The sequence below is a fragment of the Pseudonocardia bannensis genome (assembly GCF_012911875.1).
GTDB lineage: Bacteria > Actinomycetota > Actinomycetes > Mycobacteriales > Pseudonocardiaceae > Pseudonocardia > Pseudonocardia bannensis.
On record NZ_JAAXKZ010000016.1, the window covers coordinates 39,234 to 62,910 of the forward strand.

General features: G+C 72.4%; 19 protein-coding genes. 13 read left to right on the top strand and 6 right to left on the bottom strand.

Translation table 11 applies throughout. The annotated features are described in order from the left end of the window. Positions 1-2 precede the first annotated feature (2 nt). A complete protein-coding gene (locus tag HF519_RS07050; protein ID WP_169411304.1) occupies positions 3-959 on the bottom strand; it encodes a helix-turn-helix transcriptional regulator in 957 nt (318 codons plus the stop codon). An 85-nt stretch (positions 960-1,044) separates the two neighbouring features. Here HF519_RS07050 and HF519_RS07055 point away from each other — a divergent pair, with 85 nt between their 5' ends. The 3 genes from HF519_RS07055 (at position 1,045) to HF519_RS07065 (ending at position 6,735) form a co-directional block, all read left to right on the top strand. Beyond that, on the top strand, positions 1,045-1,782 hold the full coding sequence (locus HF519_RS07055; protein ID WP_169411306.1) for an alpha/beta fold hydrolase: 738 nt from the start codon (positions 1,045-1,047) through the stop codon (positions 1,780-1,782). Between the two features lie 583 nt (positions 1,783-2,365). After that, positions 2,366-4,201 (top strand): phosphoenolpyruvate carboxykinase (GTP), encoded by a 1,836-nt coding sequence (locus HF519_RS07060; protein ID WP_169411308.1) that lies wholly within the window; start codon positions 2,366-2,368, stop codon positions 4,199-4,201. A 623-nt stretch (positions 4,202-4,824) separates the two neighbouring features. Continuing rightward, positions 4,825-6,735 carry a hypothetical protein gene (locus HF519_RS07065; protein WP_169411310.1) on the top strand — a complete coding sequence of 637 codons (1,911 nt, stop codon included), beginning with the start codon at positions 4,825-4,827 and terminating at the stop codon, positions 6,733-6,735. An 87-nt stretch (positions 6,736-6,822) separates the two neighbouring features. Here HF519_RS07065 and HF519_RS07070 read toward each other — a convergent pair whose 3' ends face one another. Beyond that, positions 6,823-7,194: a DUF3024 domain-containing protein gene (locus HF519_RS07070; protein WP_169411312.1), complete on the bottom strand. Its 372-nt coding sequence runs from the start codon at positions 7,192-7,194 to the stop codon at positions 6,823-6,825. A 40-nt stretch (positions 7,195-7,234) separates the two neighbouring features. On the opposite strand from HF519_RS07070, the gene HF519_RS07075 reads away from it, so the two are divergent. Then, positions 7,235-7,816 carry a peroxidase-related enzyme gene (locus tag HF519_RS07075; RefSeq protein ID WP_169411314.1) on the top strand — a complete coding sequence of 194 codons (582 nt, stop codon included), beginning with the start codon at positions 7,235-7,237 and terminating at the stop codon, positions 7,814-7,816. Between the two features lie 225 nt (positions 7,817-8,041). Here the strand turns inward: HF519_RS07075 and HF519_RS07080 are convergent, their stop codons facing one another. From HF519_RS07080 to HF519_RS07090, 3 genes are read right to left on the bottom strand one after another with little or no spacing between them, the layout of a single operon-like run. Then, complete coding sequence (locus HF519_RS07080; protein ID WP_169411359.1) at positions 8,042-8,794, bottom strand: amino acid ABC transporter ATP-binding protein; 753 nt, start codon at positions 8,792-8,794, stop codon at positions 8,042-8,044. Between the two features lie 26 nt (positions 8,795-8,820). Next, positions 8,821-9,747 (bottom strand): amino acid ABC transporter permease, encoded by a 927-nt coding sequence (locus HF519_RS07085; protein WP_169411316.1) that lies wholly within the window; start codon positions 9,745-9,747, stop codon positions 8,821-8,823. A gap of 5 nt (positions 9,748-9,752) precedes the next feature. After that, positions 9,753-10,700, bottom strand: coding sequence for an ABC transporter substrate-binding protein (locus HF519_RS07090; protein WP_312859948.1), 948 nt, complete (start codon positions 10,698-10,700; stop codon positions 9,753-9,755). 277 nt (positions 10,701-10,977) lie between these two features. Between HF519_RS07090 and HF519_RS32705 the strand changes: the two genes are divergently transcribed. From HF519_RS32705 to HF519_RS07115, 5 genes are all read left to right on the top strand, one after another. Then, positions 10,978-11,307 carry an antitoxin gene (locus HF519_RS32705; protein ID WP_169411318.1) on the top strand — a complete coding sequence of 110 codons (330 nt, stop codon included), beginning with the start codon at positions 10,978-10,980 and terminating at the stop codon, positions 11,305-11,307. A gap of 213 nt (positions 11,308-11,520) precedes the next feature. Beyond that, a complete protein-coding gene (pdhA, locus tag HF519_RS07100; RefSeq protein ID WP_312859949.1) occupies positions 11,521-12,735 on the top strand; it encodes a pyruvate dehydrogenase (acetyl-transferring) E1 component subunit alpha in 1,215 nt (404 codons plus the stop codon). Between the two features lies 1 nt (position 12,736). Further along, on the top strand, positions 12,737-13,711 hold the full coding sequence (locus HF519_RS07105) for an alpha-ketoacid dehydrogenase subunit beta (RefSeq protein ID WP_169411321.1): 975 nt from the start codon (positions 12,737-12,739) through the stop codon (positions 13,709-13,711). Between the two features lie 5 nt (positions 13,712-13,716). Continuing rightward, complete coding sequence (locus HF519_RS31025; RefSeq protein WP_246242722.1) at positions 13,717-15,450, top strand: dihydrolipoamide acetyltransferase family protein; 1,734 nt, start codon at positions 13,717-13,719, stop codon at positions 15,448-15,450. Positions 15,451-15,500: 50 nt separating this feature from the next. Continuing rightward, positions 15,501-16,115, top strand: a complete 615-nt coding sequence (locus HF519_RS07115) for an FxsA family protein (RefSeq protein WP_169411323.1) — start codon at positions 15,501-15,503, stop codon at positions 16,113-16,115. A 531-nt stretch (positions 16,116-16,646) separates the two neighbouring features. Here the strand turns inward: HF519_RS07115 and HF519_RS07125 are convergent. Further along, positions 16,647-17,282, bottom strand: coding sequence for an SIMPL domain-containing protein (locus HF519_RS07125; RefSeq protein WP_312859950.1), 636 nt, complete (start codon positions 17,280-17,282; stop codon positions 16,647-16,649). Between the two features lie 100 nt (positions 17,283-17,382). Here HF519_RS07125 and HF519_RS07130 point away from each other — a divergent pair, with 100 nt between their 5' ends. The 4 genes from HF519_RS07130 (at position 17,383) to HF519_RS32710 (ending at position 23,612) form a co-directional block, all read left to right on the top strand. After that, complete coding sequence (locus HF519_RS07130; protein WP_169411327.1) at positions 17,383-18,219, top strand: DUF1206 domain-containing protein; 837 nt, start codon at positions 17,383-17,385, stop codon at positions 18,217-18,219. A 130-nt stretch (positions 18,220-18,349) separates the two neighbouring features. Next, on the top strand, positions 18,350-19,540 hold the full coding sequence (locus tag HF519_RS07135; protein WP_169411329.1) for an ATP-binding protein: 1,191 nt from the start codon (positions 18,350-18,352) through the stop codon (positions 19,538-19,540). A gap of 265 nt (positions 19,541-19,805) precedes the next feature. Beyond that, complete coding sequence (locus HF519_RS07140) at positions 19,806-20,099, top strand: GroES family chaperonin (RefSeq protein ID WP_211169656.1); 294 nt, start codon at positions 19,806-19,808, stop codon at positions 20,097-20,099. 630 nt (positions 20,100-20,729) lie between these two features. Then, positions 20,730-23,612, top strand: coding sequence for a VanW family protein (locus HF519_RS32710; protein ID WP_312859951.1), 2,883 nt, complete (start codon positions 20,730-20,732; stop codon positions 23,610-23,612). The last annotated feature ends 65 nt before the right edge of the window (positions 23,613-23,677 follow it).

Consider the following 23,677-nt stretch of genomic DNA (forward strand, 5'->3'; position numbering starts at 1 on the left):
GGTCAACGGCGCACGGCGTCGTCGGCGAGCCGGGCGGCCAGTTCCCGCACCGCGGTGCGCAGCTCGTCGGGTCGTCGCACCGTGAACCGCCAGCCCAGGCCGGCCAGCAGCTGGGCCATCCCGTCCAGACGTTCCGCGCGGCCGCGTAGCAGCGCGCCGTCCGGGTGCTCGGCGAGCGCGCCGACGGTGCGGGGCAGCCGGCGCCGGACCTCGGCGACCGGGGCGTGCAGCACGACCTCGACCTCGCTCGCGTAGGGCACCTCGGCCAGCCTCGCCACGACGTGTCCCACCGCGTCGAAGCCGGCCGGCGGGGTGAACGCGGCGCGGGTCGCGCGGACGGCGTCGATCCGGTCGAGCCGGAACGTGCGCACGCCGTCACGCCGGTGGTCGTGTCCGGTGACGTACCAGCGTCCGGCGTGGAAGACCAGGCCGTAGGGGTCGAGCTCGCGCTCGCCGGCCGCACCGCTCCACGAGGTGTAGCGCAGCCGCACCCGGCGGTGGTCCCGGGCGGCCTCGCCGAGGGTGAGCAGTACGTCCGCGGACGGGGCGGTGCCGGGACGCGCGGCCGCGGTGAAGCCCAGCGTCTCGGCCACGGCCCGGGTCCGCTCCCGCAGCTCCGCGGGCAGTACCCGTTCGATCTTGGCGCGGGCACTGTCGACCGCGGGCGCGGCGGCGTGCAGCCCGCTCCGCTCGGCGGCGATCAACCCGAGCACCACGGCCACCGCCTCGTCGCCGCTGAGCATGAGTGGCGGCAGCTTGTACCCGGGCAGCAGCCGGTACCCGCCGTGCCGTCCGCGCGCGGCGACGACCGGCACGCCGATCTCCTCCAGGGTCCGGATGTGCCGGCGGACGGTGCGCTGGTCGATCTCCAACCGCTCGGCGATCTCCGGGCCGGTGAGTCCCGGGCGGGCCTGCAGCAGCTCGAGCAGGGCGAGGACCCGGCCGGCTGTCGGTGCCATGCGGCGAAGTCTGTCAGAAATCAGGACGGGTTCGGCCCGCATTCGTTCGTACGGTTCTCCCATCGCGCCGGACGAGGAGGATGACATGGCAACGTATGTGCTGGTCCCGGGCTTCTGGCTGGGGGCGTGGGCGTGGGACGAGGTGGCCGCGCCGCTGCGCGGGGCGGGCCACGCGGTGCTCGCGTTGACGCCGGCCGGCCTCGCCGAGCGGGCCGGCGACGGACCGGACGTGACCGCCGAGGCGCACGTGGCCGAGGTCGTCGAGGTGCTCCGGGCGCGCGATCTGCACGACGTGGTGCTGGTCGGGCACAGCGGCGCGGGCCCGACGGTAACCGCTGTGGCCGAGCGGGCACGCGAGCGGATCGCCCACCTGGTGTTCGTCGACACCGGCCCGTTGCCGGACGGGATGGCCCAGATCGACTTCAACCCGCCCGGGGCGCAGGCGTGGATCGCGGAGCAGATCGCGGCGAACGGCGGCTGGTACCCGCTGCCGGCTGCCCCACGGCTCGCGGAGCTGGGCGCGAGCACGGCCGGGCTCGACGACGAGATGCTCGATCTGCTGCGCAGCTGCGCGACGCCCGAACCCGGTGGCGTGCTCACCGGCGGGGTGCGTCGCGGCACGCCGGACCCGAGCCTGCCCAAGACCGTCGTCGCGTGCAGCTTCACAGCGGCCGACGCCAAGGGCCTGATCGATGCGGGGGTGCCGGCGTTCGCGGAGATGGCCGGCCCGGAGTGGTCGATCCGCGAGCTGCCGACCGGTCACTGGCCGATGTTCTCCGAGCCCGCGGCGCTGGCCGGTCTGTTGGCCGGTCTGGCCTCGTGACGCGATCGGATGCCAGTGGCGTCCGCAGGCGTGAGCATCTCGGAGAAGGCCGCTGAACTGCTGCGACTCGCTGCCGCAGTCCCGGCTCGCGGAGCTCGGAGTGGCCCGCATCTCCTTCGGCCCGTGGGCCCGGCGCTCGGTGCTGACCCAGCTGGCCCGCCTCACGAGCGCCTGCTCGCCGGCGGCGCCCTGCCCGAAAGCGCCCTTCCGCTTACTGAATCGTGACACGCTGCGGTTTCGTCCTCGCGGAACCGCAGCATCGGTCTCGGTCCCCGGCTTCCGTCGCAGTTGCCCGAGAGCGAATCAGTGATGTCATCAGGTGACCTGCATAGTGGTAGATGCTGCCGTACCGAACGGCTTCGACCGACCATCGCCTCTCTGACCTGCGGCAACCGCCCTTCTGAATCGATTACATGATCGGTCCTGTGAGTGAATCGACAGTTGCCGACTGTGGGGGAATCCCTGGCCCACCGGTAACCTCTGGTCCCATCGTTTCCCCGCCACATCCGGCCGTACCGGGCCTGGGTGGGCGCAAGCATTCCCGCGGTCGGGTATGGCCCGGCCAGGTAGGAGACAGGACGAGATGACTGCAGCGACCGTGCCAGGGATCGACGACGCGCCCACAACCAACGCTCGCCTTCTGTCCTGGGTGCGTGAGGTCGCGGAGCTGACCAGGCCCGACCGCATCGTGTGGTGCGACGGTTCGGACGCCGAGTGGGACCGGGTGACGTCCCAGCTGGTCGAGGCCGGGACCTTCGTGAAGTTGGACGAGGCGAAGAAACCCAACTCGTTCTGGGCCGCCTCCGACCCCAATGACGTCGCCCGGGTCGAGGAGCGCACCTTCATCTGTTCGGTCGACGAGGCCGACGCCGGGGTCACCAACAACTGGATGGCCCCCGCCGAGATGAAGTCGATCATGACTGAGCTCTACCGCGGCTGCATGGCCGGCCGGACGATGTACGTCATCCCGTTCTGCATGGGTCCGATCACGGCCGAGAAGCCGATGCTGGGCGTCGAGATCACCGACTCCGAGTACGTCGTGGCCTCGATGAAGATCATGACGCGGATGGGCGCCTCGGTGCTCCCGCTGTTCGACGGCCCGGCCGGCGACGACTTCGTCCCCGCGCTGCACTCCGTCGGTGCCCCGCTCGAGCCGGGTCAGCAGGACGTGCCCTGGCCGTGCAACGAGACCAAGTACATCGTGCACTTCCCCGAGGAGCGGCTGATCTGGAGCTACGGCTCCGGCTACGGCGGCAACGCGCTGCTGGGCAAGAAGTGCTACTCGCTGCGCATCGCCTCGGCGATGGCGCGCGACGAGGGCTGGCTCGCCGAGCACATGCTGATCCTCAAGCTGATCAGCCCCGAGGACAAGACGTACTACGTGGCCGCCGCGTTCCCGTCGGCCTGTGGCAAGACCAACCTCGCCATGCTGGAGCCGACCATCCCGGGTTGGAAGGTCGAGACGCTGGGCGACGACATCGCCTGGATGCGCTTCGGGGAGGACGGCCGCCTCTACGCGGTCAACCCGGAGTACGGTTTCTTCGGCGTCGCGCCGGGCACGAACTGGAAGACCAACCCGAACGCGATGCGCACCATCGAGCGCGGCAACTCGCTGTTCACCAACGTCGCCCTGACCGACGACGGCGACATCTGGTGGGAGGGCATGGAGAACGAGCCCTCGCACGCCACGTCGTGGAAGGGCAAGGACTGGACCCCGGCCGACGGCGAGGCGGGCGAGCCGTCCAGCCACCCGAACTCGCGGTACTGCACGCCGATGTCGCAGTGCCCGGTGCTCGCGCCGGAGTGGGACGACCCGAAGGGCGTGCCGATCTCGGCGATCTTCTTCGGTGGCCGTCGCAAGGAGACCATCCCGCTGGTCACCGAGTCGCGCGACTGGCAGCACGGCACGTTCATGGGCGCCACGCTGTCGAGCGAGAAGACCGCGGCCGCGACCGGTGGGCTCGGCCAGGTCCGCCGCGACCCGATGGCCATGCTGCCGTTCATCGGCTACAACGTCGGCGACTACTTCCAGCACTGGATCAACGTCGGCAAGGGCGCGGACGCCGACAAGCTGCCGAAGATCTTCTACGTCAACTGGTTCCGCCGCGGTGAGGACGGCCGCTTCCTGTGGCCGGGCTTCGGCGAGAACAGCCGCGTGCTCAAGTGGGCCATCGAGCGCCTCGAGGGCAAGGCCGCGGCGGTCGAGACCGCGATCGGCTACGTGCCGACCGCCGAGGCGATCGACATGCAGGGCCTCGACACCCCGATCGAGGACGTCGAGGCCGCGCTGAAGGTCGATGTCGAGGAGTGGAAGACCGAGATCCCGCTCATCGAGGAGTGGTTCGACAAGATCGGCGCCAAGCTGCCGACGTCGATGCGTGACGAGCTGGAGGCGCTCAAGCTCCGCCTCGGCGTCTGACCCGCTCCCGGGCGGCGGTACCACGGCACCGCCGGTCCCGGGAATCGCTTGACCTCACCGGCCCGTCGCGACCTCCGCGGCGGGCCGGTGGCATGACCCGGTGTGGTTCCTCATGCTCGTCACTGCGTGGTTCAACTCGATCGAGCCGCAGTTGCCCCCGGGGTGCCGTTCTTCCACTGATCACAGTTCGCCCGGGTGCCGGTGAGCGTGTTGTGCCGTGGCGATCGTCCACCGCAAGACCCGTGACGAGGCGACGTCCCCGGGCGTCGGCGACCTGGACGGCACGGGCCGGCGCTGAGCCGGTTGAGTGAGCCCGGGGGTGCGCCCTGGTCGGGTACCACGGAGCGTGATATAGGTCGCTCCACAGCGCTCTGACCAGCCGGTCCTGCTCGATCCGGACACACTGCCGGGTGGCTGGATCTTCTCGCCGAGTGACATTCGGGCGGGAATTTGACACCCTTCGGTGTGCCCAAAGATCGACTTTGCCCTCTGAGCGACGCGGAGAGTCACCATGCAGCGTCGCTTGATTGCGGTCGTGCACCATTGGGGTGGAACATCTCGGGGATCTGCGCGATACATCCTGTAACCGCTGAGCACTCGGCGGCCAGGTGGAGGTGACGGAAGTGCTGAATGTCGGACCGTCGAGTTCCGTCGACGACGACGCTCACCTGATCACGTTCGTCGACCGGCTGGCCGACGCCGGTGGGGACGCTCGGACCACAACCGCCAGGAAGCAGATCCAGAAGAGCATCGAGGCCGGCGAGGCCCCTGCCGGGTTGCGCCGCCTGGCCGAGGCGTTGGCGGCCGTCGGGGACGGCCCCCCGCCGCAGCGACGTCCCGTCGACGACCCCGCCTCGGTGGTCGCCGCCGTGCGTGGCGACAACCTGGTGGTGCTCGACGAGTTCGACCCCGAAGCGGTCGCCGCGGCGGTCACCGCGCTGCTCGCCGACGGGCGCCGCGTCGTCGTCACCGCGGCCGACCGCGCCGAGCTCATCGCCCTGCGTGACGTGCTGCCCGCTCAGATCTACGGCCACTGCCTGGACCGGCTTCCCCCGCTCTCGCCTGCCGAGGTGCGTCAGCTGCGGCGCCTGCTGGCCACGGCCACCCCGGCCCGGCGCGCCCGCAGCGGCCAGCAGCTGCCGGCGCCGGAGTCGCTCCCCTCGGTCGACGAGATCGCCGAGCTGTGCCACCGCGCCCGCCGCGCCCGGACGGGCGGCGGTGGGCCGGCCGACCTGATCCCGGGCCTGCTGGCCGGGATCGAGGCCGAGCGGCGCGATGCGGTCACCTCGGTCGCGCGTTGTGTCGACCGTTCGCTGGGTGCACTGCGGCCCCGGGAGGACCGGGCGTGGGCCTGGTCGCTGCTGTCCGATCTCGTCTACAGCCGCCACCGTGCCGCCTTCGAGCGGCTGGTCGAGGACACCGCGCAGGCCACGATGGCGGCCGAGCGCGCCCGCACGAGCCCGCCGATCAGCGTGGTCGGGCCACTGCCGACCGGGGCGGGCGAGATGCTCCGCCGCTACCTCGCCTTCCTGCAGTCCGGCGGTCGGTCACGGGCGTACTTCCGTTCTGCCGCCCAGCGGGACGTGCAGCCGGCGCTGCGCCAGATCCGGGTCGGTGGCGTCGTCCCGGAGACCATCCAGCAGGTCCAGGCGGCTGTCGAGCACGTCGACCTCGCCGAACGGTTGACCAGGATCGACGCGGCCTGTCACGAGGTGGGCATCCCCGCCCCGCGCAACGCCGACGAACTGGCCGAGCTCGCCGACGGCCTGACCCGGATCGGGGCGGCCGCGCGGTCGGTGGGCGCACTGCGCCACGACGTGCTGTTCATCCACCCCAACTCGCCGATCGCGGTGCCGGACCTCACCGCAGCGGAGCAGATCGCCACCGCGATCATCGACCTCGCCGACCACGGGTCCCCCGCGGAGGCCCACCAGCGGCTCGACCGGCTCGCGGACGACCTGGCCGGGCAGGCTCCGGTGGCGGCGACCGCGCCGGAGCACGACAGTGCCGTCATCGCGTTGCGCGAGCGGGACCCGGCGGCCTACGCGGCCGCGCTCGACGCGCTGTTCGCCGCCCGCCGCGACGTGCTGGACCAGCAGTCCTGCACGGCTCTGCTCGACCGGCTCCGGCAACACGCCCCCCGGCTCGCCGACGCGTGGGCGGCCGAGAGCGAGTCGGGGGCGTCGGGTTTCGGCCTGGCCTGGTTCGTCGAGGTGGATCGGCTGCTGGAGGCCCTGCCCGCGCCGGACAGCGCCGACGTCGTGATGGTGCTCGGCGCCGGTGAGCTCGGTGTCGACCGGCTGCTGCTCGCAGCGGTCGCCCCGCGGCTCATCGCCGTCGTCGGGTCCGGGGCGCGTCCGGCCGGCGGGGCGCCGTTGTTGAGCGTGCTGCAGCGGGCGGCGGCCCTGGTGATCCGTGGCCGGGCTGCGGCGCAGGGCAGCGACGCGCGGGTCGTCCGGCTGCCGTCGGGCCCGGCCGGGTCACGATCGGTGGGCGTGGCCGACCGGGGCCAGGTGAAGCAGGCCGGGGCCTGAACCGGCACCGGAACCGGCACAGCCTGCCAGGTCGTCCGTCCGGCACCGGGCAGCGCTCCGCCGGTGCGGTGGCCGCCGCGGCGATCCTCAGCCCGACGCCGGGCCCGTGTTCCGTGGCGGGGCAGCGGCCCGGACCGCGTCCTCGACGCGGGCGAGCAGGACCAGCGGGTCGTCTGCGGGGCCGGCGACGTCACGCTCCCAGGCGTCCGGTGAGTTCTCCGCCACGGGCCGGTGCAGCGTCCACAGCCCAGGCTCGGGATCGTCGCGCCGCAGTCGCGCGACCGGGGTCGCCGTCCAGGCCGCCCCGAGCTCGGGGAACGTCGGCGGCCGTCGATCCAGGATCGTCACCTCGTCACCGGAGGTCGTGTAGGCGATCTGGCGCAGCGCGCGCTCGTCGTCGGGCACGTGGGCGGTGCACCAATGGGACAGACGTACACGAATCTCCTCGGGAACCGACATGCCGGGATCATCCCCCGGGCAGCGGCTACCGTCGACTTCCATGAGCGATCAGCATCCGGTCAGCCGGTTCGGTGCCGTCGAACTCGAGGACATGCCCGCCGACCTCCGCGAGCGCATCGGCGTCATCGCAGAGAAGTCCGGTTTCGTCCCGAACATCTTCCGCGCCCTGGCCCGGCGCCCGGCCGAGTTGCGGGCGTTCCTCGACTACCACGACGCGCTGATGGAGCGCAGCGACGGATTGAGCAAGGCCGAGCGGGAGCTGGTGGTGGTGGCGACGTCCGGGGCGAACCACTGCACGTACTGCGTCGTGGCGCACGGCGCGATCCTGCGGGTGCGCACCAAGGACCCGGAGATCGCCGATCGGGTGGCGACCAACCCGTACGCGGTCGAGCTGAGCCCCCGGGAGCGCGCCATCGTCGATCTCGCCCTGTTGATCGCGACCGACTCGGCCACGCTGACCGAGGCCGAGCTCGACGACGCGCGTGCGGCCGGGCTGACCGACGACGAGATCTGGGACGTGGGCGCCATCACCGCGCTGTTCGCGATGTCGAACCGGCTGGCGCACCTGACCGCCCTGCGCCCCAACCCGGAGTTCTACCTGATGGGGCGACTGCCGCGCTGAGGGTCTGAAGACGGCCGCTCGGTCGCCTGCGCTTCGGCGGACTCCGCCTCCCGCTCCGCGAAAGCAGTCTGTCGGTCGGCCTCCGGCAACGGCACCGTCGAGGACGCTCTGCGGCGGCGCCGGGCCCGGATCCTTCCCGGAGCGGGCCGTCGCGTCACGGGTAGGACGCCGATCGGCCGGATCACGGCGAATCGCATGGTTGTGCCCGGCGCGACCGGTGGGTCGTCAGAGCACCTTCGACAGGAACGCCCGCGTCCGCTCGTGCTGCGGATCGGCCAGCACCGTGCGGGGTGCGCCCGCCTCGACGATCCGCCCCTCGTCCATGAACACCAGCGCGTCTCCGACCTCGCGGGCGAAGCCCATCTCGTGGGTCACCACGACCATCGTCATCCCGTCGGCCGCCAGCCCGCGCATGACGTCGAGGACCTCCCCGACCAGCTCCGGGTCCAGTGCCGAGGTCGGCTCGTCGAACAGCATCAGCCGCGGGTGCATGGCGAGGGCCCGGGCGATGGCGACCCGCTGCTGCTGGCCGCCGGACAGCTGGGCGGGGTAGGCGTCGCGCCGGTCGGCCAGGCCGACCCGGTCGAGGAGTTCGACCGCTCGGCGGCGGGCCTGCGCCTTCGGAACGCGGCGCACGGTCACCGGGGCCTCGATGACGTTCTCCAGTGCCGTCCGGTGCGGGAACAGGTTGAACCGCTGGAAGACCATCCCGATGTCCTGGCGTTTCCGGGCGATCTCGGACTCGCGCAGCTCGTGCAGCTTCCCGCCGGACTCGCGGTAGCCGATCAGCTCCCCGGCCACCCGCATCCGGCCCGCGTCGATGCGCTCGAGGTGGTTGATGCAGCGCAGCAGCGTGGACTTCCCGGAGCCGGACGGCCCGATCACGCAGCACACCTCGCCGGGCTGCACCGTGAGGTCCACCCCGCGCAGGACCTCGGTCCGGCCGAAGCGCTTGTGCACCCCGGACGCCTCGACCATCGGCACCTGCGGCCCTCCCGCCTCCGTCACGGTGCGGCCTTCCGCGGGAAGAGCGCCGGTCCGGTGCGTTCGGGGGTCAGGCCGCGGCCGTAGCGGCGCTCCAGGAAACCCTGGCCGACGGTCAGGATCGACGTCAGTGCGAGGTACCAGACGGCGGCGACGATGAGCAGCGGGATCACCTGGAAGTTCTGGTTCGAGATCCGCTGGGCCGAGGTCAGCAGCTCGAAGTAACCGATCACCACGACGAGCGAGCTGGTCTTGAGCATGGAGATCGTCTCGTTGCCGGTCGGCGGGATGATCACCCGCATGGCCTGCGGGAGGATGATCCGGCGCAGCGTCTGGGCCCGGCTCATCCCCAGCGCCCCGGCCGCCTCGTTCTGCCCGGGGTCCACCGACAGCAGCCCGCCGCGGACGATCTCGGCCATGTACGCGGCCTCGTTGAGCCCGAGCCCGAGCAGGCACGCCGCGAACTGGGTGATCAGCACGTTGGTGTCGACCGAGACGAACTCCGGGCCGAAGGGGATCCCGAGCGAGAGCCGCGGGTACAACGCGGACAGGAAGTTCCAGAACAGCAGCTGGGCGATCAGCGGAGTACCGCGGAACAGCCAGATGTAGCCCGCGGCGGCGCTGCTGAGGATGGGGTTCGGGGACTGCCGCATGACGGCCAGCGCGATCCCGCCGACGATGCCGATGAGCATCGACAGCGCCGTCAGGACGAGGGTGTTGCGCAGTCCGTTCAGGATCGGCTCGGAGAACAGGTACTCCGCCACCACGTCCCAGCCGAACCGCTCGTTGGTGAGCACCGTGTTCACGGCCATCGCGGCGAGCACCGCGAGCACCGCCACCGCGAGCCACCGACCGGGATGCCGGACGGGGACGGCGGTGATCGGCACCGGGGCCGCGCCGGTGTCCTCGCGCGCGGGTCGCGACGTCCCGTCGGTCGGCGCGGCCACCGGTGTCAGCTCCGGATCTCGGAGCTGGGGATCGCGCCCTCGCCGACGCTCCACTTGTCGAGGATGGCCTTGTAGGTGCCGTCGGCCATCAGGGCCTGCACCGCCCCTTGGACCGCGGAGGCGAACCCGGCCTGGTTCTTGGCCAGCACGATGCCGTAGGGCGCGGTGTCGTACTGCGAGCCGACGACCTGCAGTTGGTTGCCGGTGGTCTGCACCGCGTAGGCGATCACGGGGGCGTCGGCCAGCATCCCGACGATGCGGTTGGACGTCAGCGCCAGCGTCACGTCGGTCTGCTGCTGCAGCTCGGTCACCTGGATCGGGGCCTTGCCGTTGTCCACGCAGCTGGCGTTGCGGGCGGCGAGGTCCTCGACCTGCACGGTTCCGGCCTGCACGCCGATCGCCCGCCCGCACAGGGTGTCGAGGGTGACCCGGTCCGGGTTTCCGGCCCGGGTGGCGAGGCTGGTGCCCGCGGAGAAGTAGCTGACCATGTCGACGGTCTGCAGGCGCTCGTCGTTGATGGTGAACGACGACATGCCCAGCTCGTAACGACCGCCCTGGATGCCGGGGATGATGCCCGGGAACGCGCTGTTCTGGAACTCGGCCGCCAGCCCCAGCTTCTGCGCGACCGCGGTGCCGAGATCGACATCCATCCCGATGATCGTGCGGCCGTCGGTGTCGACGAACTCGTTCGGCGGGTACGAGGCGTCGGTACCGAACACGATCTTTCCGTCCGCCGAGATCGGCGCCGGCACCTGAGCGGCCAGCGCGTCGTCCTTGGCCACCGCGGGCAACGGGGCGGTGCTCGGGCCGGCCGCCGTCCCACCACCGCTGCCGTCGCCACCGGATCCGCAGCCCGCCAGTGCAACGGCGAGCGCGGCTACGGCGAGCGCGGCCGGGACGCGACGGCGGATGGAGGGGAGCACGGCGACCTCCGGGTCCAGGGGTTGGGGCACGCCGGGATGCTCTCACCTCGGCGGCGCGCCGGACAGTCGGACGCGACACCCTGTAACCGGACAGCCTCCCGTCCGAGACATGACGGACACCCGGAGCAGGCACGTGCCCCCCGGGTCGCGGAGTGACGGATGCCCTGCGTGACCAGGTGTCGAGGAGTCACCGGTACCAGCCCGTTCCGGGGAGGCGGTTGACGACAGCGGCGCCGGGGTACGGGAACTCGGACATACTGCCGGCTCGTTCGGCAGATAAGAGTCACACGATCGACGGAGGACGGCCATGCCCCTGTTCAAGAAGTTGGCGACGCTGGCCGGTGCGGCCGAGGCGGCCCGCCGCTACGCGAAGAAGAACCCGGAACAGGCGGCTCGGTTCGTCGACCAGGCGGCCCAGTTCGTCGACAAGCAGACCAAGGGCAAGTACTCGGGCCAGATCGACGGTGCCGCGCGCAAGGTCAAGGGCGCGGCCGGTGTCGGCCAGCCCGGCCGGCCGGGTCACGGCCAGCAGCCGTACGGCCAGCAGTCGTACGGCCGGCCGGGCGCCGCGCCCTACGACCGGCCCGCCGACGGCACCGGGTACGGCGCCCATCGGGAGCGGCGCCCCGGCGTCTGAGTTCCGGCTGCGGACGTCGCTGCGGTTGCGCCGTCCACCTGTGCTCCGGACCGATCTTGTGGCCCGAGGTCCTGCCCGTGAGGGTGGCGCCGTGCCAGGATCGTGTTGACGAACACAGTCGAGTGCTGGGCCGGCCGCCCACACCCCGGGTGGCCGGCCCGGCACGACCAGGGCCCACCACAAGGGGTCCGGGTCGTGAGCACAGGAGGCACCGTGTCCCAACCGCAGGCCTGGAATCCCGCCGATCCTCGATCTCGTCCCAGCCGTGAACAGGTCCTCGCCGGGTTGCGGGGTACCGACGCCGGCGGCCCCGAACTCGTCCAGTTGCTCACTCCGGAGGGTGAGCGGCTCTCCGACCGGCGTTTCGACCCGTACGCCGAGGACGTCGACACCGCCGCGCTGCAGGCGCTCTACCGCGACATGGTCCTGGTCCGCCGTGCCGACCGGGAGGCCAACGCGCTGCAGCGGCAGGGCCAGCTCGGCATCTGGGTCCCGTTGCTCGGTCAGGAGGCCGCCCAGATCGGCGCCGGCCGGGCTCTGGCGCCGCAGGACATGGCGTTCCCCAGCTACCGTGAGCACGGCGTGGCCTGGTGTCGTGGCGTCGATCCGACCGACCTGCTCGGCATCTTCCGCGGCACCGACAACGGCAGCTGGGACCCGATCGCCACCCGCTTCAACCTCTACACGATCGTCATCGGCAACCAGTGCCTCAACGCGGCCGGGTACGCGATGGGCCAGCGTTTCGAGGGCAAGGTGGGGGACGCCGAGACCGCTGAGGCGACGATGTGCTTCTTCGGCGACGGCGCCACCTCGCAGGGCGACGTGCACGAGGGTTTCGTCTGGGCCGCGGCGTACGACGCCCCGGTCGTCTTCTACTGCCAGAACAACCAGTGGGCGATCTCGGTGCCGCTGGAGCGCCAGACCCGGGTACCGCTCTACGAGCGGGCCCAGGGCTACGGCTTCCCCGGCATCCGGGTCGACGGCAACGACGTGCTGGCCTGCCTGGCGGTGAGTCGCTGGGCGCTGGAGGAGTGCCGCACCGGCAACGGTCCGGTGCTCATCGAGGCGTTCACCTACCGGATGGACGCGCACACCACCTCGGACGACCCGAGCCGCTACCGGCTGGCCGACGAGCTGGAGTTGTGGAAGCTCAAGGACCCGATCGAGCGCGTGCGGGTCAACCTGGTGCGCGAGCACCACGTCGGCCAGTCCTACTTCGACGACGTCGCCGCCGAGTCCGACGAGCTCGCCGCGCGACTGCGCGAGTTCTGCTTCGCGATGCCGGACCCGGCCCCGGACCGCATGTTCTCCGAGGTCTACGCCGAACCCTCGCCGCTCGTGGAGGACCAGCGCGCGGAGTTCCTGGCCTACCACGCGTCCTTCGCCGACGGACCGCTCGCGGGTTCGAGCACCGGACAGGGGGTCTGAGATGGCGACGCTGACGATGGCGAAGGCGCTCAACGACGGCCTGCGGGCCGCGATGGAGCGCGACCCCAAGGTGATCATCATGGGTGAGGACGTCGGCAAGCTCGGTGGCGTCTTCCGGATCACCGACGGCCTGCAGAAGGACTTCGGCGAGCAGCGCGTGCTGGACACGCCGCTGTCGGAGTCGGGCATCATCGGCACCGCGGTCGGGCTCGCGATCCGCGGCTTCCGGCCGGTGTGCGAGATCCAGTTCGACGGCTTCGTGTTCCCCGGCTTCGACCAGATCGTCTCCCAGCTGGCGAAGGTGCACTATCGCTCGCAGGGCAAGGTGACGATGCCGGTGGTCGTGCGGATCCCGTTCGGCGGCGGGATCGGCGCGGTCGAGCACCACAGCGAGTCCCCGGAGTCGTTGTTCGCGCACGTCGCCGGGCTCAAGGTGGTGGCCTGCTCGAACCCGTCCGACGCCTACTGGATGATCCAGCAGGCGGTTGCGAACGACGATCCGGTGATCTTCTTCGAGCCCAAGCGCCGGTACTGGGAGAAGGCCGAGGTCGATCCCGGGGCGGAGCCGCCGCCGCTGTTCTCCTCGCGGGTGCTGCGGACCGGGTCGTCGGTGACCGTCGCAAGTTATGGACCGCTGGTGCGCACGTGCCTGGACGCCGCCACCGCCGCGGTCGCGGACGGTGTCGACCTCGAGGTGATCGACCTGCGGTCGCTGTCACCGCTGGACCTGGATCCCGTGTTCGACTCGGTTCGCCGGACCGGGCGGCTCGTGGTCGTGTCGGAGGCACCGTCGGAGTCGTCGGTGACCGCCGAGGTCGCAGCCCGGGTGCAGCAGGAGTGCTTCTACTCCCTGGAGGCGCCGGTCCTGCGCGTGACCGGGTTCGACACGCCCTACCCGCCCTCCAAGTGCGAGGACGACTACCTTCCCGATCTCGACCGGGTGCTCGACGCCGTCGACCGCGCGCTGGCCTGGTGACCGCGATGCGCCGCGAGTTCCGCATGCCCGACGTGGGTGAGGGGCTGACCGAGGCCGAGGTCGTCAACTGGCACGTGGCCCCGGGCGACACCGTCGCGGTCAACCAGATCATCGTGGAGATCGAGACGGCCAAGGCAGCCGTCGAGCTGCCGTGCCCGTACGCGGGGACGGTCGGCGAACTGCTGGCCGAGCCGGGACAGACGATCGAGGTCGGCACGCCGATCCTCGCGATCGAGACGGGGGAAGCCGCCGCGGCAGCGGGGCCCGAGGCCGGCGCGAAGATCGGTGAGGCGGGCGCCGACGGGCGGATCGCCACACTGGTCGGCTACGGGCCGCGGCAGGGCACGGCGAGCAGGCGGCCGCGGCGGACGGCGCCGGCCCCGGGTGCGACGGGCCCGGGTGCGACGGGCCCGGGTGCGACGGCTCCGCCGACGCGAGCTGATCAACGTCCCGGTGCCGCGAGCCGCGCGGATCGTGGTTCCGTGCTCCCAACCGCTGATCACCCCACCTGGCAGGCCGCGGCCGCGCCGGCAGACGCGGCCCCGGGGGCCGACGTCGCGGCGCCGGTGGACGTCACCGCGCCGGCGGCGGCCGCCCAATCCGCCGCGACGCCACAAGCGGCCGATCGTGGCGGGGGCGCGGTGTGGGACGCCGGCCTCGTCCCGCTCGCCAAGCCCCCGGTGCGCAAACTCGCCCGCGATCTCGGGCTGGACCTGCGGGCGATCCCCGGGACCGGGCCGGATGGGGTGATCACCCGGGACGACGTTCAGGCGTTCGCGGCCGCCGCACCTACGGCGCCGGCCGCCGCACCTACGGCGCCGGGTGTACCCGCGGCGCCCGGCGTACTCGCGGCGCCCGGTGCGCCGACGGTACCCGGCGCTCCCGTGGTGCCCGGCGCTCCCGTGGTGCCCGGCGCTCCCGTGGTGCCCGGCGCTCCCGTGGTGCCCGGCGCTCCCGTGGTGCCCGGCGCTCCCGTGGTGCCCGGCGCAGTCCTGCCGCCTGGCGCGCCCGCGCCGTCCGCGGGCGCGGAGCCGGTGGCCCCGGGCGTCCGCCGGGAACCGATCCGTGGTGTCCGCAAGGCCACCGCAGCGGCCATGGTCTCCAGCGCGTTCACCGCCCCGCACGTCACCGAGTTCCTGTCGGTCGACGTCACCGCGACGATGGCGCTGCGCGACCGGCTGCGCGGTGCCCGGGCGTTCGCCGGGGTCAAGCTGACCCCGCTGGCGTTCGTGGCGAAGGCGGTCTGCCTGGCGGCCCGGCGCACTCCGGAGGTGAACGCGAGCTGGGACGAGGCGGCGGGCGAGATCGTCTACTACGACCGGGTGCAACTCGGCATCGCGGCGGCGACCCCGCGCGGGCTGGTCGTCCCCAAGATCCGCGACGCCGACACCCTCGACCTGCGGGGGCTGGCCGCCGCCCTGGGCGAGCTCACCGAGACCGCCCGGGCCGGGAAGACCGCGCCGGCGGACCTCATCGGCGGCACGTTCACCATCACCAACGTCGGCGTGTTCGGCGTGGACACCGGCACCCCGATCATCAACCCCGGGGAGGCGGCGATCCTCGCGGTCGGGGCGATCAAGCCAACGCCGTGGGTGGTCGACGGTGAGCTCGCGGTCCGCACCGTGTGCCAGCTCGCCCTGTCGTTCGATCATCGGCTGGTCGACGGCGAGCAGGGCTCCCGGTTCCTGGCCGACGTCGGCGCGCTGCTGGAGGATCCGGGGATCGCCCTGACCTGGTGAACTGTGATCGCGACCGGGAGCAGGATCGCGGTCGTCCGCGTTATAGGGGTATGCCGTTCGTCCTGCTGTATCTCGTCGTCGAGATCGTCGCGCTGGTCGCCCTGGGCTCCTGGATCGGAGCGGGGTGGACGCTGCTCGTCCTGCTGGCCGGGTCGGTGCTCGGCCTCTGGCTCGCGCGGCGCGAGGGAGTGCGGGCGGCCCAGGCGCTCACCGAGGCGGTGCGCAACCGCCGTGTCGCGCATCCGGAACTGACCGACGGCCTGCTGGTCGCGGCGGGCGGCCTGCTGCTGTTCGTCCCGGGCCTGGTCACCGACCTGGCCGGGCTGTTGCTGGTGCTGCCGCCGACCCGGGCGCTCGTCCGGCGCCGGCTCGTGCGGGCCGCCGAGCGGCGCACGCCCGGGCTGCGTACCGCCCGGATCCGCGCCGACGGCCCGATCGTGGACGGCGATGTGGTGACGACCGGGCCGGGCGGGTTCGGTTCGTCCGGCAGCGGGTCGTGGACGGCACCGCGGGCGGTCCGGAGCGCGGCCGGCGAAGGGCCGGCGAAGGGCAGCGGCGCCGATCGGGCCGACGCAATCGTCATCGACGGCAGTGTCATCGACGGCAGTGTCGTCGAGAGCGGGTCGATCGATGACTCCCATGACAGGGAACACGGATCCCGCTGAGACGATTCGTTCGATCGAGCGGGTGGACCTGCCGTCGAATTCGGATTTCCACCGGGGCTGCCGGTCGGCGGCCGGCAGCCCGCGGCCGAGATGATCTTATTCGACGTTGATGAACGACGTGGTGACCATTTCCATGGGCACTACACCGTTGTTGAATCCGGTGGCCGTTCCGGTGAGGATGAGCAGCCCCGTCGTACCGGCGAGTAGGGCTCGGGTCGCCGCCAGCACGCCTGCCTTCCGCTGCGACTTCTTCTGCGGGTACCGCAGCGGCAGCGTGTTCCGGGTCTTACGAGCCAGTCTGTGCTTTCCCCCGCGTCGGTTCATGAAATGCACCCCCAATGACTCGATTAGGCCAAACGAGTGTCAACTCGCGGGCGCCGTTCGCGCTAGTCCAAGCGTGAATATCACCCGAACGAGCACGTATCAGGTGTGCGCTGCGACGAATGGGGGTCTCCGGCCGAGGGCTCGTACTCCGGATGCCGGAGCCGGCTCGTAACGAGAGGGGTGCCGGGGGACGTCCCGCCCCGCGTCTCAGGGGAGGAGAGTCCAGGCGGTGCTGCAGCGGGCGGTGACCCGCACCGGTTCGGGCTCGAGCCCGAGATCGTGCACGTCCACGGCATCCTCGGCCCGGGCGGCCATCCGGTAGGCGATCGGGGCCCCGTGCTCGGCGGCCTCGGAGAGCCGGCGCAGCGGACCGAGCCGCCCGCCCAGCGCCGCCGCGTAGCCCTCGGCCCGCTCTCGCGCGTCGGACACCGCTCGTCGCTGGGCCGATCGCAGCGCCGCCGACGGGTCCGCCAGGGTCCAGCGGGGACCGTTGAGGGCAGCCGGCTCGGCGGAGACGAGCGCGTTGAGCAGTTCCTCGAGCACTGCCACATCGGTCACCAGCAGGGCGAGATCCTCGCTCGCGCGGCAACCCGACGGCCGGTTGCCTCGCCACTCGGTGTGCACCCACAGCCGGCGGCTGCGCACGGTCAGCCCGGGTGTCGAGAGCGCGGGCTCCGCCGCGGCGACCCGTTTCCCGAGGTCTCGGACGGCGCTCGCCCGGTCGCGACCGGTCGCGGAGAAGGTCACGTCCAGTTCGGCCCGGTCCGCGACCTGCTCGTCCCAGCCGGTCCCCTCGGTCACGATCTCCGGGGCCTCGGCGGCCGCGGGCGCAATGTCGGTCACGACGGCCAGCCAACCAGATCGCCTCGTCTACCGGGATCTAGTCGGAATGCGAGATCATCCGATACAGCGGTAGCGGGGCCGGCGGGTAGCGTCTTTCGATATGTCGGTCCGCCTGCGGCACCTGCGTCGGCTGGTGCGTGAGGGCCCTTCGGACGCCCCGGGCAGGCTCGTCGACGGGCTCGGCCGAATGGGATTGGTCGGCTACGGCATCGTGCACCTGCTGGTGGCCTGGCTCGCCCTGCAGACCGCCTTCGGCGTCCCGACCGGCGCGGCCGACGCCCAGGGAGCCATCGGTTTCATCGCGCAGACCCGCTTCGGTATCGCGGCCCTGATCGTCGCCACGGTCGGCCTGGTCGCGTTCGCGGTCTGGCAGCTCACCGCGGCCCTCATCGGCTTCCGCTGGGTCTCGGGGGGCGAGCGCACGCGCAAGCGGGCCGGCGCGACCGCGAAGGCCGTCGCCATGCTCGCCCTGGCCTCGGTGACGTCCGGTTTCGTCGACGGCGTGGGCACCCGCTCCGGCGACGGCGGCGCCCGGGCGCTCACCGCCGACGTGCTGAGGCTGCCGTTCGGCAGGCTGCTGGTGGGGCTGGCTGCGCTGGGGATCCTGGTGATCGCCGTGGCGATGACCTACACCGGCGTACGGCGCACCTTCATGGGCGACCTCGACGTGCGCGAACTCGCGCCCGCCGCGCGCCGGTCCATCGAGGTGGTCGGCACCGTCGGTCACCTGGCCCGGGCGCTGGCGTTCGGCGTCGTGGGGATGCTCGTCGGGGCCGCGGCGGTGGCCTCGGACCCGGAGCGGGCGGGGGGCCTGGACGCCGCGCTGCGTGCGCTCGGTGAGACCGGCCCGGGCTCGTCGCTGCTGGTGGTCGTGGCCGCGGGCTTCGCAGCCTTCGGTCTGTTCTGCTTCGCCGACGCGGCCACCCGGCGAGCCTGACCCGATCGGCTTCTCTATCGCCGTATCGGATCTTGACTAGAAATACCTAGAGGAGCCGATCGACGACACGCGATCGTCCCGGATAGCGAAATCTAGGGCCCGGCCAAGACGCCCGGATACCGTCCGATCCATGGATCCCGTGCGGAACCCCTTCGCTCCCGGCGCAGGTCAGCGGCCTCCCGAGCTGGCCGGACGGGACAAGGAGGTCGACGCGTTCGAGATCGTGCTCGAGCGCGTCGCGCGCGGTCGCCCGGAGCGCAGCCTGGTGCTGACCGGGCTGCGCGGCGTCGGCAAGACGGTGTTGCTGGGGGAACTGCGGTCGATGGCGCTCCGCCAGGGCTGGGGCGCGGGCAAGATCGAGGCCCGGCCGGACGCCGACCTGCGCCGCCCGCTGTCCGCCGCGCTGCACCGGGCGATCCGGGACCTCGCCGTGCGGCACCGTGCCCCGGAACGGGTCGACGAGGTGCTCGGCGTGCTCAAGGCCTTCGCGCTGCGCTCCGCACCCGACGGCGCGAAGCTGCGCGACCGCTGGCAGCCGGGCATCGACGTGCCGGTCAAGAGCGGTCGCGCCGACTCCGGTGACATCGAGATCGACCTGGTCGAGCTGTTCACCGAGGTGGCGGAGCTGGCCGCGGATGTCGGGACGGGCGTCGCACTGCTCATCGACGAGATGCAGGATCTGCGGCCCGACGACGTGTCGGCGCTCTGCGCGGCCTGTCACGAGCTGTCCCAGTCGCGCGCGCCGCTCGTGGTGGTCGGTGCGGGGCTGCCGCATCTGCCGGCCGTGCTCTCGGCGTCGAAGTCCTACTCGGAGCGGCTGTTCAAGTACGCCCGCATCGGCCAGCTCGACCGTGCCGATGCCGACTTCGCGCTCCTCGCCCCGGCCGAACGCGAGGACGCCGGTTTCGACGAGGAGGCGCTCGACGCGCTCTACGCCGCGTCCGGCGGCTACCCCTACTTCGTCCAGGCCTACGGCAAGGCCGCCTGGGACGCCGCGCCGATGAGCCCGATCGGGGTCGCGGACGTCGCGATGGCGGCCCCTGAGGCCGATGCGGAGCTCGCCGTCGGGTTCTTCGGGTCACGTTTCGAGCGGGCCACCCCGGCCGAGCGGGAGTACCTGCGCGCGATGGCGGAGCTCGCCGACGGCCGCGACGAGCCGGTCGTGACCTCGGGGATCGCGGAGCACCTCTCGCGTCGGGCGTCCTCGCTGTCCCCGGCCCGGGACAGCCTGCTCAAGAAAGGCCTGGTCTTCTCGGCCCAGCGGGGCCAGATCGCCTTCACGGTGCCGCACTTCGGCCGGTACCTGCTCGCCCACACCTGACCCCCTTCTTGGGCCGAACGGGTGAAACCCAGATCGCCGGCCGGACGCAGTAACGCGAGGTCCTCCTACTCCGATTCCCCGTATAGCCCCGTGGCGCTGTCGGACCCCCGACCTGGCAGCACCACGGGGCTTTCCATATCGCGTGCCCCCCTCCGGTGGTAACGGGTGCTGGGCCGGACGGTCCCGGCGGGCGCGGGCTGCGCGCGGCCGGTCGTCGGCGGCCCGTAGCATCGGCCCGGTGCCGAACCCGAAATTCGAGATCCAGATGCTGCACGATCGGGTCATGATCAAGATCGTTGAGGGTGGCGGCGAGCGGCGGAGCAACGCAGGAATCGTCATCCCGGCAACCGCTCAGGTCGCCAAGCGTCTGGTCTGGGGAGAGGTGTTCGGGGTCGGGCAGCACGTCCGGACCGTCAAGGTGGGAGATCGGGTGCTGCTCAGTCCTGACGACCAGTACGAGGTCGAGGTGCAGGGCAGTGCCTACCTGGTGATGCGGGAACGCGACCTGCACGCCGTGGCCGCCGAACGCATCGAACACGGGACCGGCCTGTACCTGTGACGGCCCGGCCCCACACGGCCGGTCCTTCAGTTGTGCGGTGAAGGGAAAACTGACTTCATGCCCGAGCGGCAGCCCTCGCCTGGCGAGGTGACGCAGCGCCCGACGTCGGCGGGGCCCCAGGGCTCCGCGTCCAGCGGGCCGGATCGGACGGAGGACACGGCCGGTACCCCGGCCACGTCCGGCGACGGGACGGCCACCGACGGAGGCGCCACCAACGGTTCGACCCCCGACGGCGCGCCCGCCTCCGGCGTTCCACGCCAGGGGCCTGCGGCCGGCAACGGTGGCGCAGCTCAGGGGTCCGCAACCGGTACGGGCAACGGTGCCGCCGCTCAGGGTTCGGCCGTGGGCACCGGCAATGGTGCCGCCGGCACCGGCGTTCCAGATCAGGCGCCGGCTGTGGGCGCGGGCAACGGCGCTGCGGGTAGCGGTGCGGCTGGTCAGGCGCCGGTCGCGGGTACGGGCAATGGTTCCACCGCGAACGGCGCCCCCGCCTCGGCAGCCCCCGCTGCGGGTAATGGTGCGTCTGCCGCCCCCGCCCCGGACCCGGCGGGCGTTGCCGGCACCCCCGCGGGCGGAGCATCGAGCGCTGCCACCGGGCCTGCTGGCCTCGCCGACCAGGTCGCGGAGCAGGTGGCGGCCGACCCGGCCGCCGCGGAACCGGCGGCTGCCGAGCCCGGCGAGACGCCCCTCGCGCAAGATGAGCCGGTGCTGTCCGGCAAGGACGCCGCGGAGATGGCGGACCCCGCGGACACGGACACGCCGTCTGCCGCCGCCGCGGTTCCCGGCACGACGCCGGCCCCGCGCCCCCGGCCCCGTCCGGCGGACGGGACCGAGCCCGCCGTCGATGCGGCGAACCCGACCGCGCCCACGGCGACCACACCCGAAGCCGTCACCACCCCGGGAGCGACCGGGGCGGCGGGAGCCGCTGCCGCGGCCGGCGCCGCCGAGGCTGCCGCACCGGGAGCCGCCAAGACCACTCAGGCTGCCGCCGCCGGCACGGCTCCGGCCTCGGCCGGCGGTGCTGCGCAGGCTGTCGCCGCGGGCGGATCTCCGGCGGCCGTTACCGGCAGCGCCACGCGGGTCGCCCCCGCTGACAGCGCCACGCGGGTCGCCCCCTCCGGCAGCGCTACCTCCGCCGCCACCGGCAGCGCCACCCCGGCCGCCGCTGACAGCGGGTCTCCGGTCGCGGCCACCGACGGGGCCGCCCCGGCCACTCCCACCAGCGGGCCTTCTCCGGCCGTCGCCACCGGTGGTGCCACGCGGGCTGCCACCACCGGCAGGCCCGGCTCGGCCGCCCCCGACAGCGGGTCTTCGGTTGCCGCCGACGACGCGGCCCCGGCTGCCGCCGACACCGTGGCTTCGGCGGCCTCGGCCGGCGGCGCCACCCGGGCCGCCGCCCCCGACAGCGCCGGACCGGCCGCCACCGGCAAGACCGGGGACGGTCGCGGAACCGGCAACACCACCGCCGGCCGCGACCACCTCGACCCGCCCACCGTCCGCACCGCCTGGCCGGCCCCGACCGCCGGCTCGCGCTCCCCCGCGACCGGCGCCCAGGCATCCGGCTCTCCGAAGCCGTCAGCGCCGGGTGCCGACAACGGTGACGGCGGTCCGACGGCCACCGAGGCCGCCACGACCTGGTTCAACTCCTGGGATGCAGAGGCCACACAGGTGATTCCCCTGAGGGCGAAGGCGGCGACGTCGCCGTCCGGCCAGCCCCAGCAGCGGCCGGACGTGGCCGCCTCCGGACGGCTGGACCCGCCGACCGAGCAGATCCAGCTACCGGTGGCCGGGTCGCGGCCGACCGGGTCGGGTGGATCGGGCACCGGCGCCGGGGAGTCGCCCCGCAAGCGCAACCGCCGACTGCTGATCGGCGCCGCGATCGTCGCCCTGCTGGCAGGGCTCTACACCATCGACCTGCTGGTCAGCATGGGGAGCGTGCCGCGCGGGGTCAGCGTCGCAGGTGTTCAGATCGGCGGCCTGAGCCGCGGCGAGGCCGAGCAGCGGCTGCGGAGCGCGATCGAGCCCCGGTCCACCAAGCCGGTGATCGTGATGGCCGGCGAGGTGCAGAGCGAGATCGATCCGCGCGCGGCGGGCCTGCAGGTCGACTGGCGGGCCACGCTGGAGCAGGCGGGCTCCCAGCCGCTGAACCCGATCACCCGCATCACCTCGTTCTTCACCGAACGCGAGGTGGGCGTCGTCAACTCCGCCGACGAGCGCTCGGTGGCCACGGCACTGGAGCAGCTGGCCCCCGTGGTCGACCGGGAGCCCACCGAGGGATCGGTGAAGTTCGAGGGCCTCACCCCGGTACCGGTGGAGCCGGAGGACGGGCAGCAGCTCGACCTGCCGGCCGCCGCCCAGGTTCTCGAGCGCGACTGGGCGAGCGGGCAGCCGGTCGTCCTGCCGCTGATCTCGACGGCTCCGGCCACGACGATGGACGACGTACAGCAGGCGATCGAGCAGGTCGCGCGTCCGGCCGTCGCGGCCCCGGTCACCGTCAACGGTGAAGGTGCCCAGGCGACCCTCACCCCGAAGGCCATCGCGTCGGCGCTCAGCTTCCGGGCCGACCCGGCGGCCAGCCCCAAGCTGGTCCCCGAGATCAACGAGGAGTCGATCACCGACGCGCTCAAGCCGCAGTTGGCCGCCACGGTGACGCCGAGCCGCGATGCGGCGCTCGACTTCTCCTCCGGCACGCCTGTGGTCACTCCTTCCCAGGACGGGCGCGGCATCGACTACGACGCGACGCTGGGCGATCTGGTGCGGGTGCTGAGCCAGCCGAGCCCGCGGCAGATCACCGCGGTCTACGCCGACCAGCCGGCCGAGGTGACCACCGAGGACATCAACAAGCTCGGCATCGTCGGGGAGATCAGTTCGTTCACCACGGGCGGCTTCGCGGCCGACTCCGGGCAGAACATCAAGCGGGCCGCCGAGCAGATCAACGGCACGATCGTGGAGCCGGGCGAGACGTTCAGCCTGAACGCCGCGACCAACCCGCGGAACGCGGCCAACGGTTACGTCGAGGCCGGCATCATCTCCGACGGGCACCCGGCCCGCGGCGTCGGCGGTGGCGTCTCCCAGGTGGCGACGACGCTGTACAACGCGGCCTACTTCGCCGGGATGGTCGACGTGGCGCACAAGGAGCACAGCTTCTACATCAGCCGCTACCCGGTGGCCCGCGAGGCGACGGTCTACAACGACGTCATCGACCTCAAGTTCCGCAACGACGGGCCCACCGGGGTGCTGATCCAGACGACCTGGACCCCGTCCTCGCTGACCGTGAAGATGTTCGGGACGAAGCGCTACGAGGTCACCTCGGCCACCGGACCGCGGACGAACCCGACCAGCCCGAACACGATCACGATCCCGGCCGGCCAGCCGTGCTCCCCGAGCCAGGGTGCCCCGGGCTTCACCGCGACCGACACCCGGACCCTGCGGAACCTGCAGACCGGGGAGACGCGGAGCGAGACGCGGACCGTCAAGTACAACCCGTCGCCGATCGTCGTGTGCGGAGGGTAAACACAAACTGTCCGAATTGCCCCGGTCGTGGCCCGGGACTTCCGAGATCGGGGTCACACTTCGTA

Excerpts from the sequence above, each read along its gene's own strand:
- HF519_RS07050 (WP_169411304.1), bottom strand. The coding sequence starts at position 959 with ATGGCACCGACAGCCGGCCGGGTCCTCGCCCTGCTCGAGCTGCTGCAG.
- HF519_RS07055 (WP_169411306.1), top strand. The coding sequence starts at position 1,045 with ATGGCAACGTATGTGCTGGTCCCGGGCTTCTGGCTGGGGGCGTGGGCG.
- HF519_RS07060 (WP_169411308.1), top strand. The coding sequence starts at position 2,366 with ATGACTGCAGCGACCGTGCCAGGGATCGACGACGCGCCCACAACCAAC.
- HF519_RS07070 (WP_169411312.1), bottom strand. The coding sequence starts at position 7,194 with ATGTCGGTTCCCGAGGAGATTCGTGTACGTCTGTCCCATTGGTGCACC.
- HF519_RS07075 (WP_169411314.1), top strand. The coding sequence starts at position 7,235 with ATGAGCGATCAGCATCCGGTCAGCCGGTTCGGTGCCGTCGAACTCGAG.
- HF519_RS07080 (WP_169411359.1), bottom strand. The coding sequence starts at position 8,794 with ATGGTCGAGGCGTCCGGGGTGCACAAGCGCTTCGGCCGGACCGAGGTC.
- HF519_RS32705 (WP_169411318.1), top strand. The coding sequence starts at position 10,978 with ATGCCCCTGTTCAAGAAGTTGGCGACGCTGGCCGGTGCGGCCGAGGCG.
- HF519_RS07105 (WP_169411321.1), top strand. The coding sequence starts at position 12,737 with ATGGCGACGCTGACGATGGCGAAGGCGCTCAACGACGGCCTGCGGGCC.
- HF519_RS31025 (WP_246242722.1), top strand. The coding sequence starts at position 13,717 with ATGCGCCGCGAGTTCCGCATGCCCGACGTGGGTGAGGGGCTGACCGAG.
- HF519_RS07115 (WP_169411323.1), top strand. The coding sequence starts at position 15,501 with ATGCCGTTCGTCCTGCTGTATCTCGTCGTCGAGATCGTCGCGCTGGTC.
- HF519_RS07130 (WP_169411327.1), top strand. The coding sequence starts at position 17,383 with ATGTCGGTCCGCCTGCGGCACCTGCGTCGGCTGGTGCGTGAGGGCCCT.
- HF519_RS07135 (WP_169411329.1), top strand. The coding sequence starts at position 18,350 with ATGGATCCCGTGCGGAACCCCTTCGCTCCCGGCGCAGGTCAGCGGCCT.
- HF519_RS07140 (WP_211169656.1), top strand. The coding sequence starts at position 19,806 with ATGCTGCACGATCGGGTCATGATCAAGATCGTTGAGGGTGGCGGCGAG.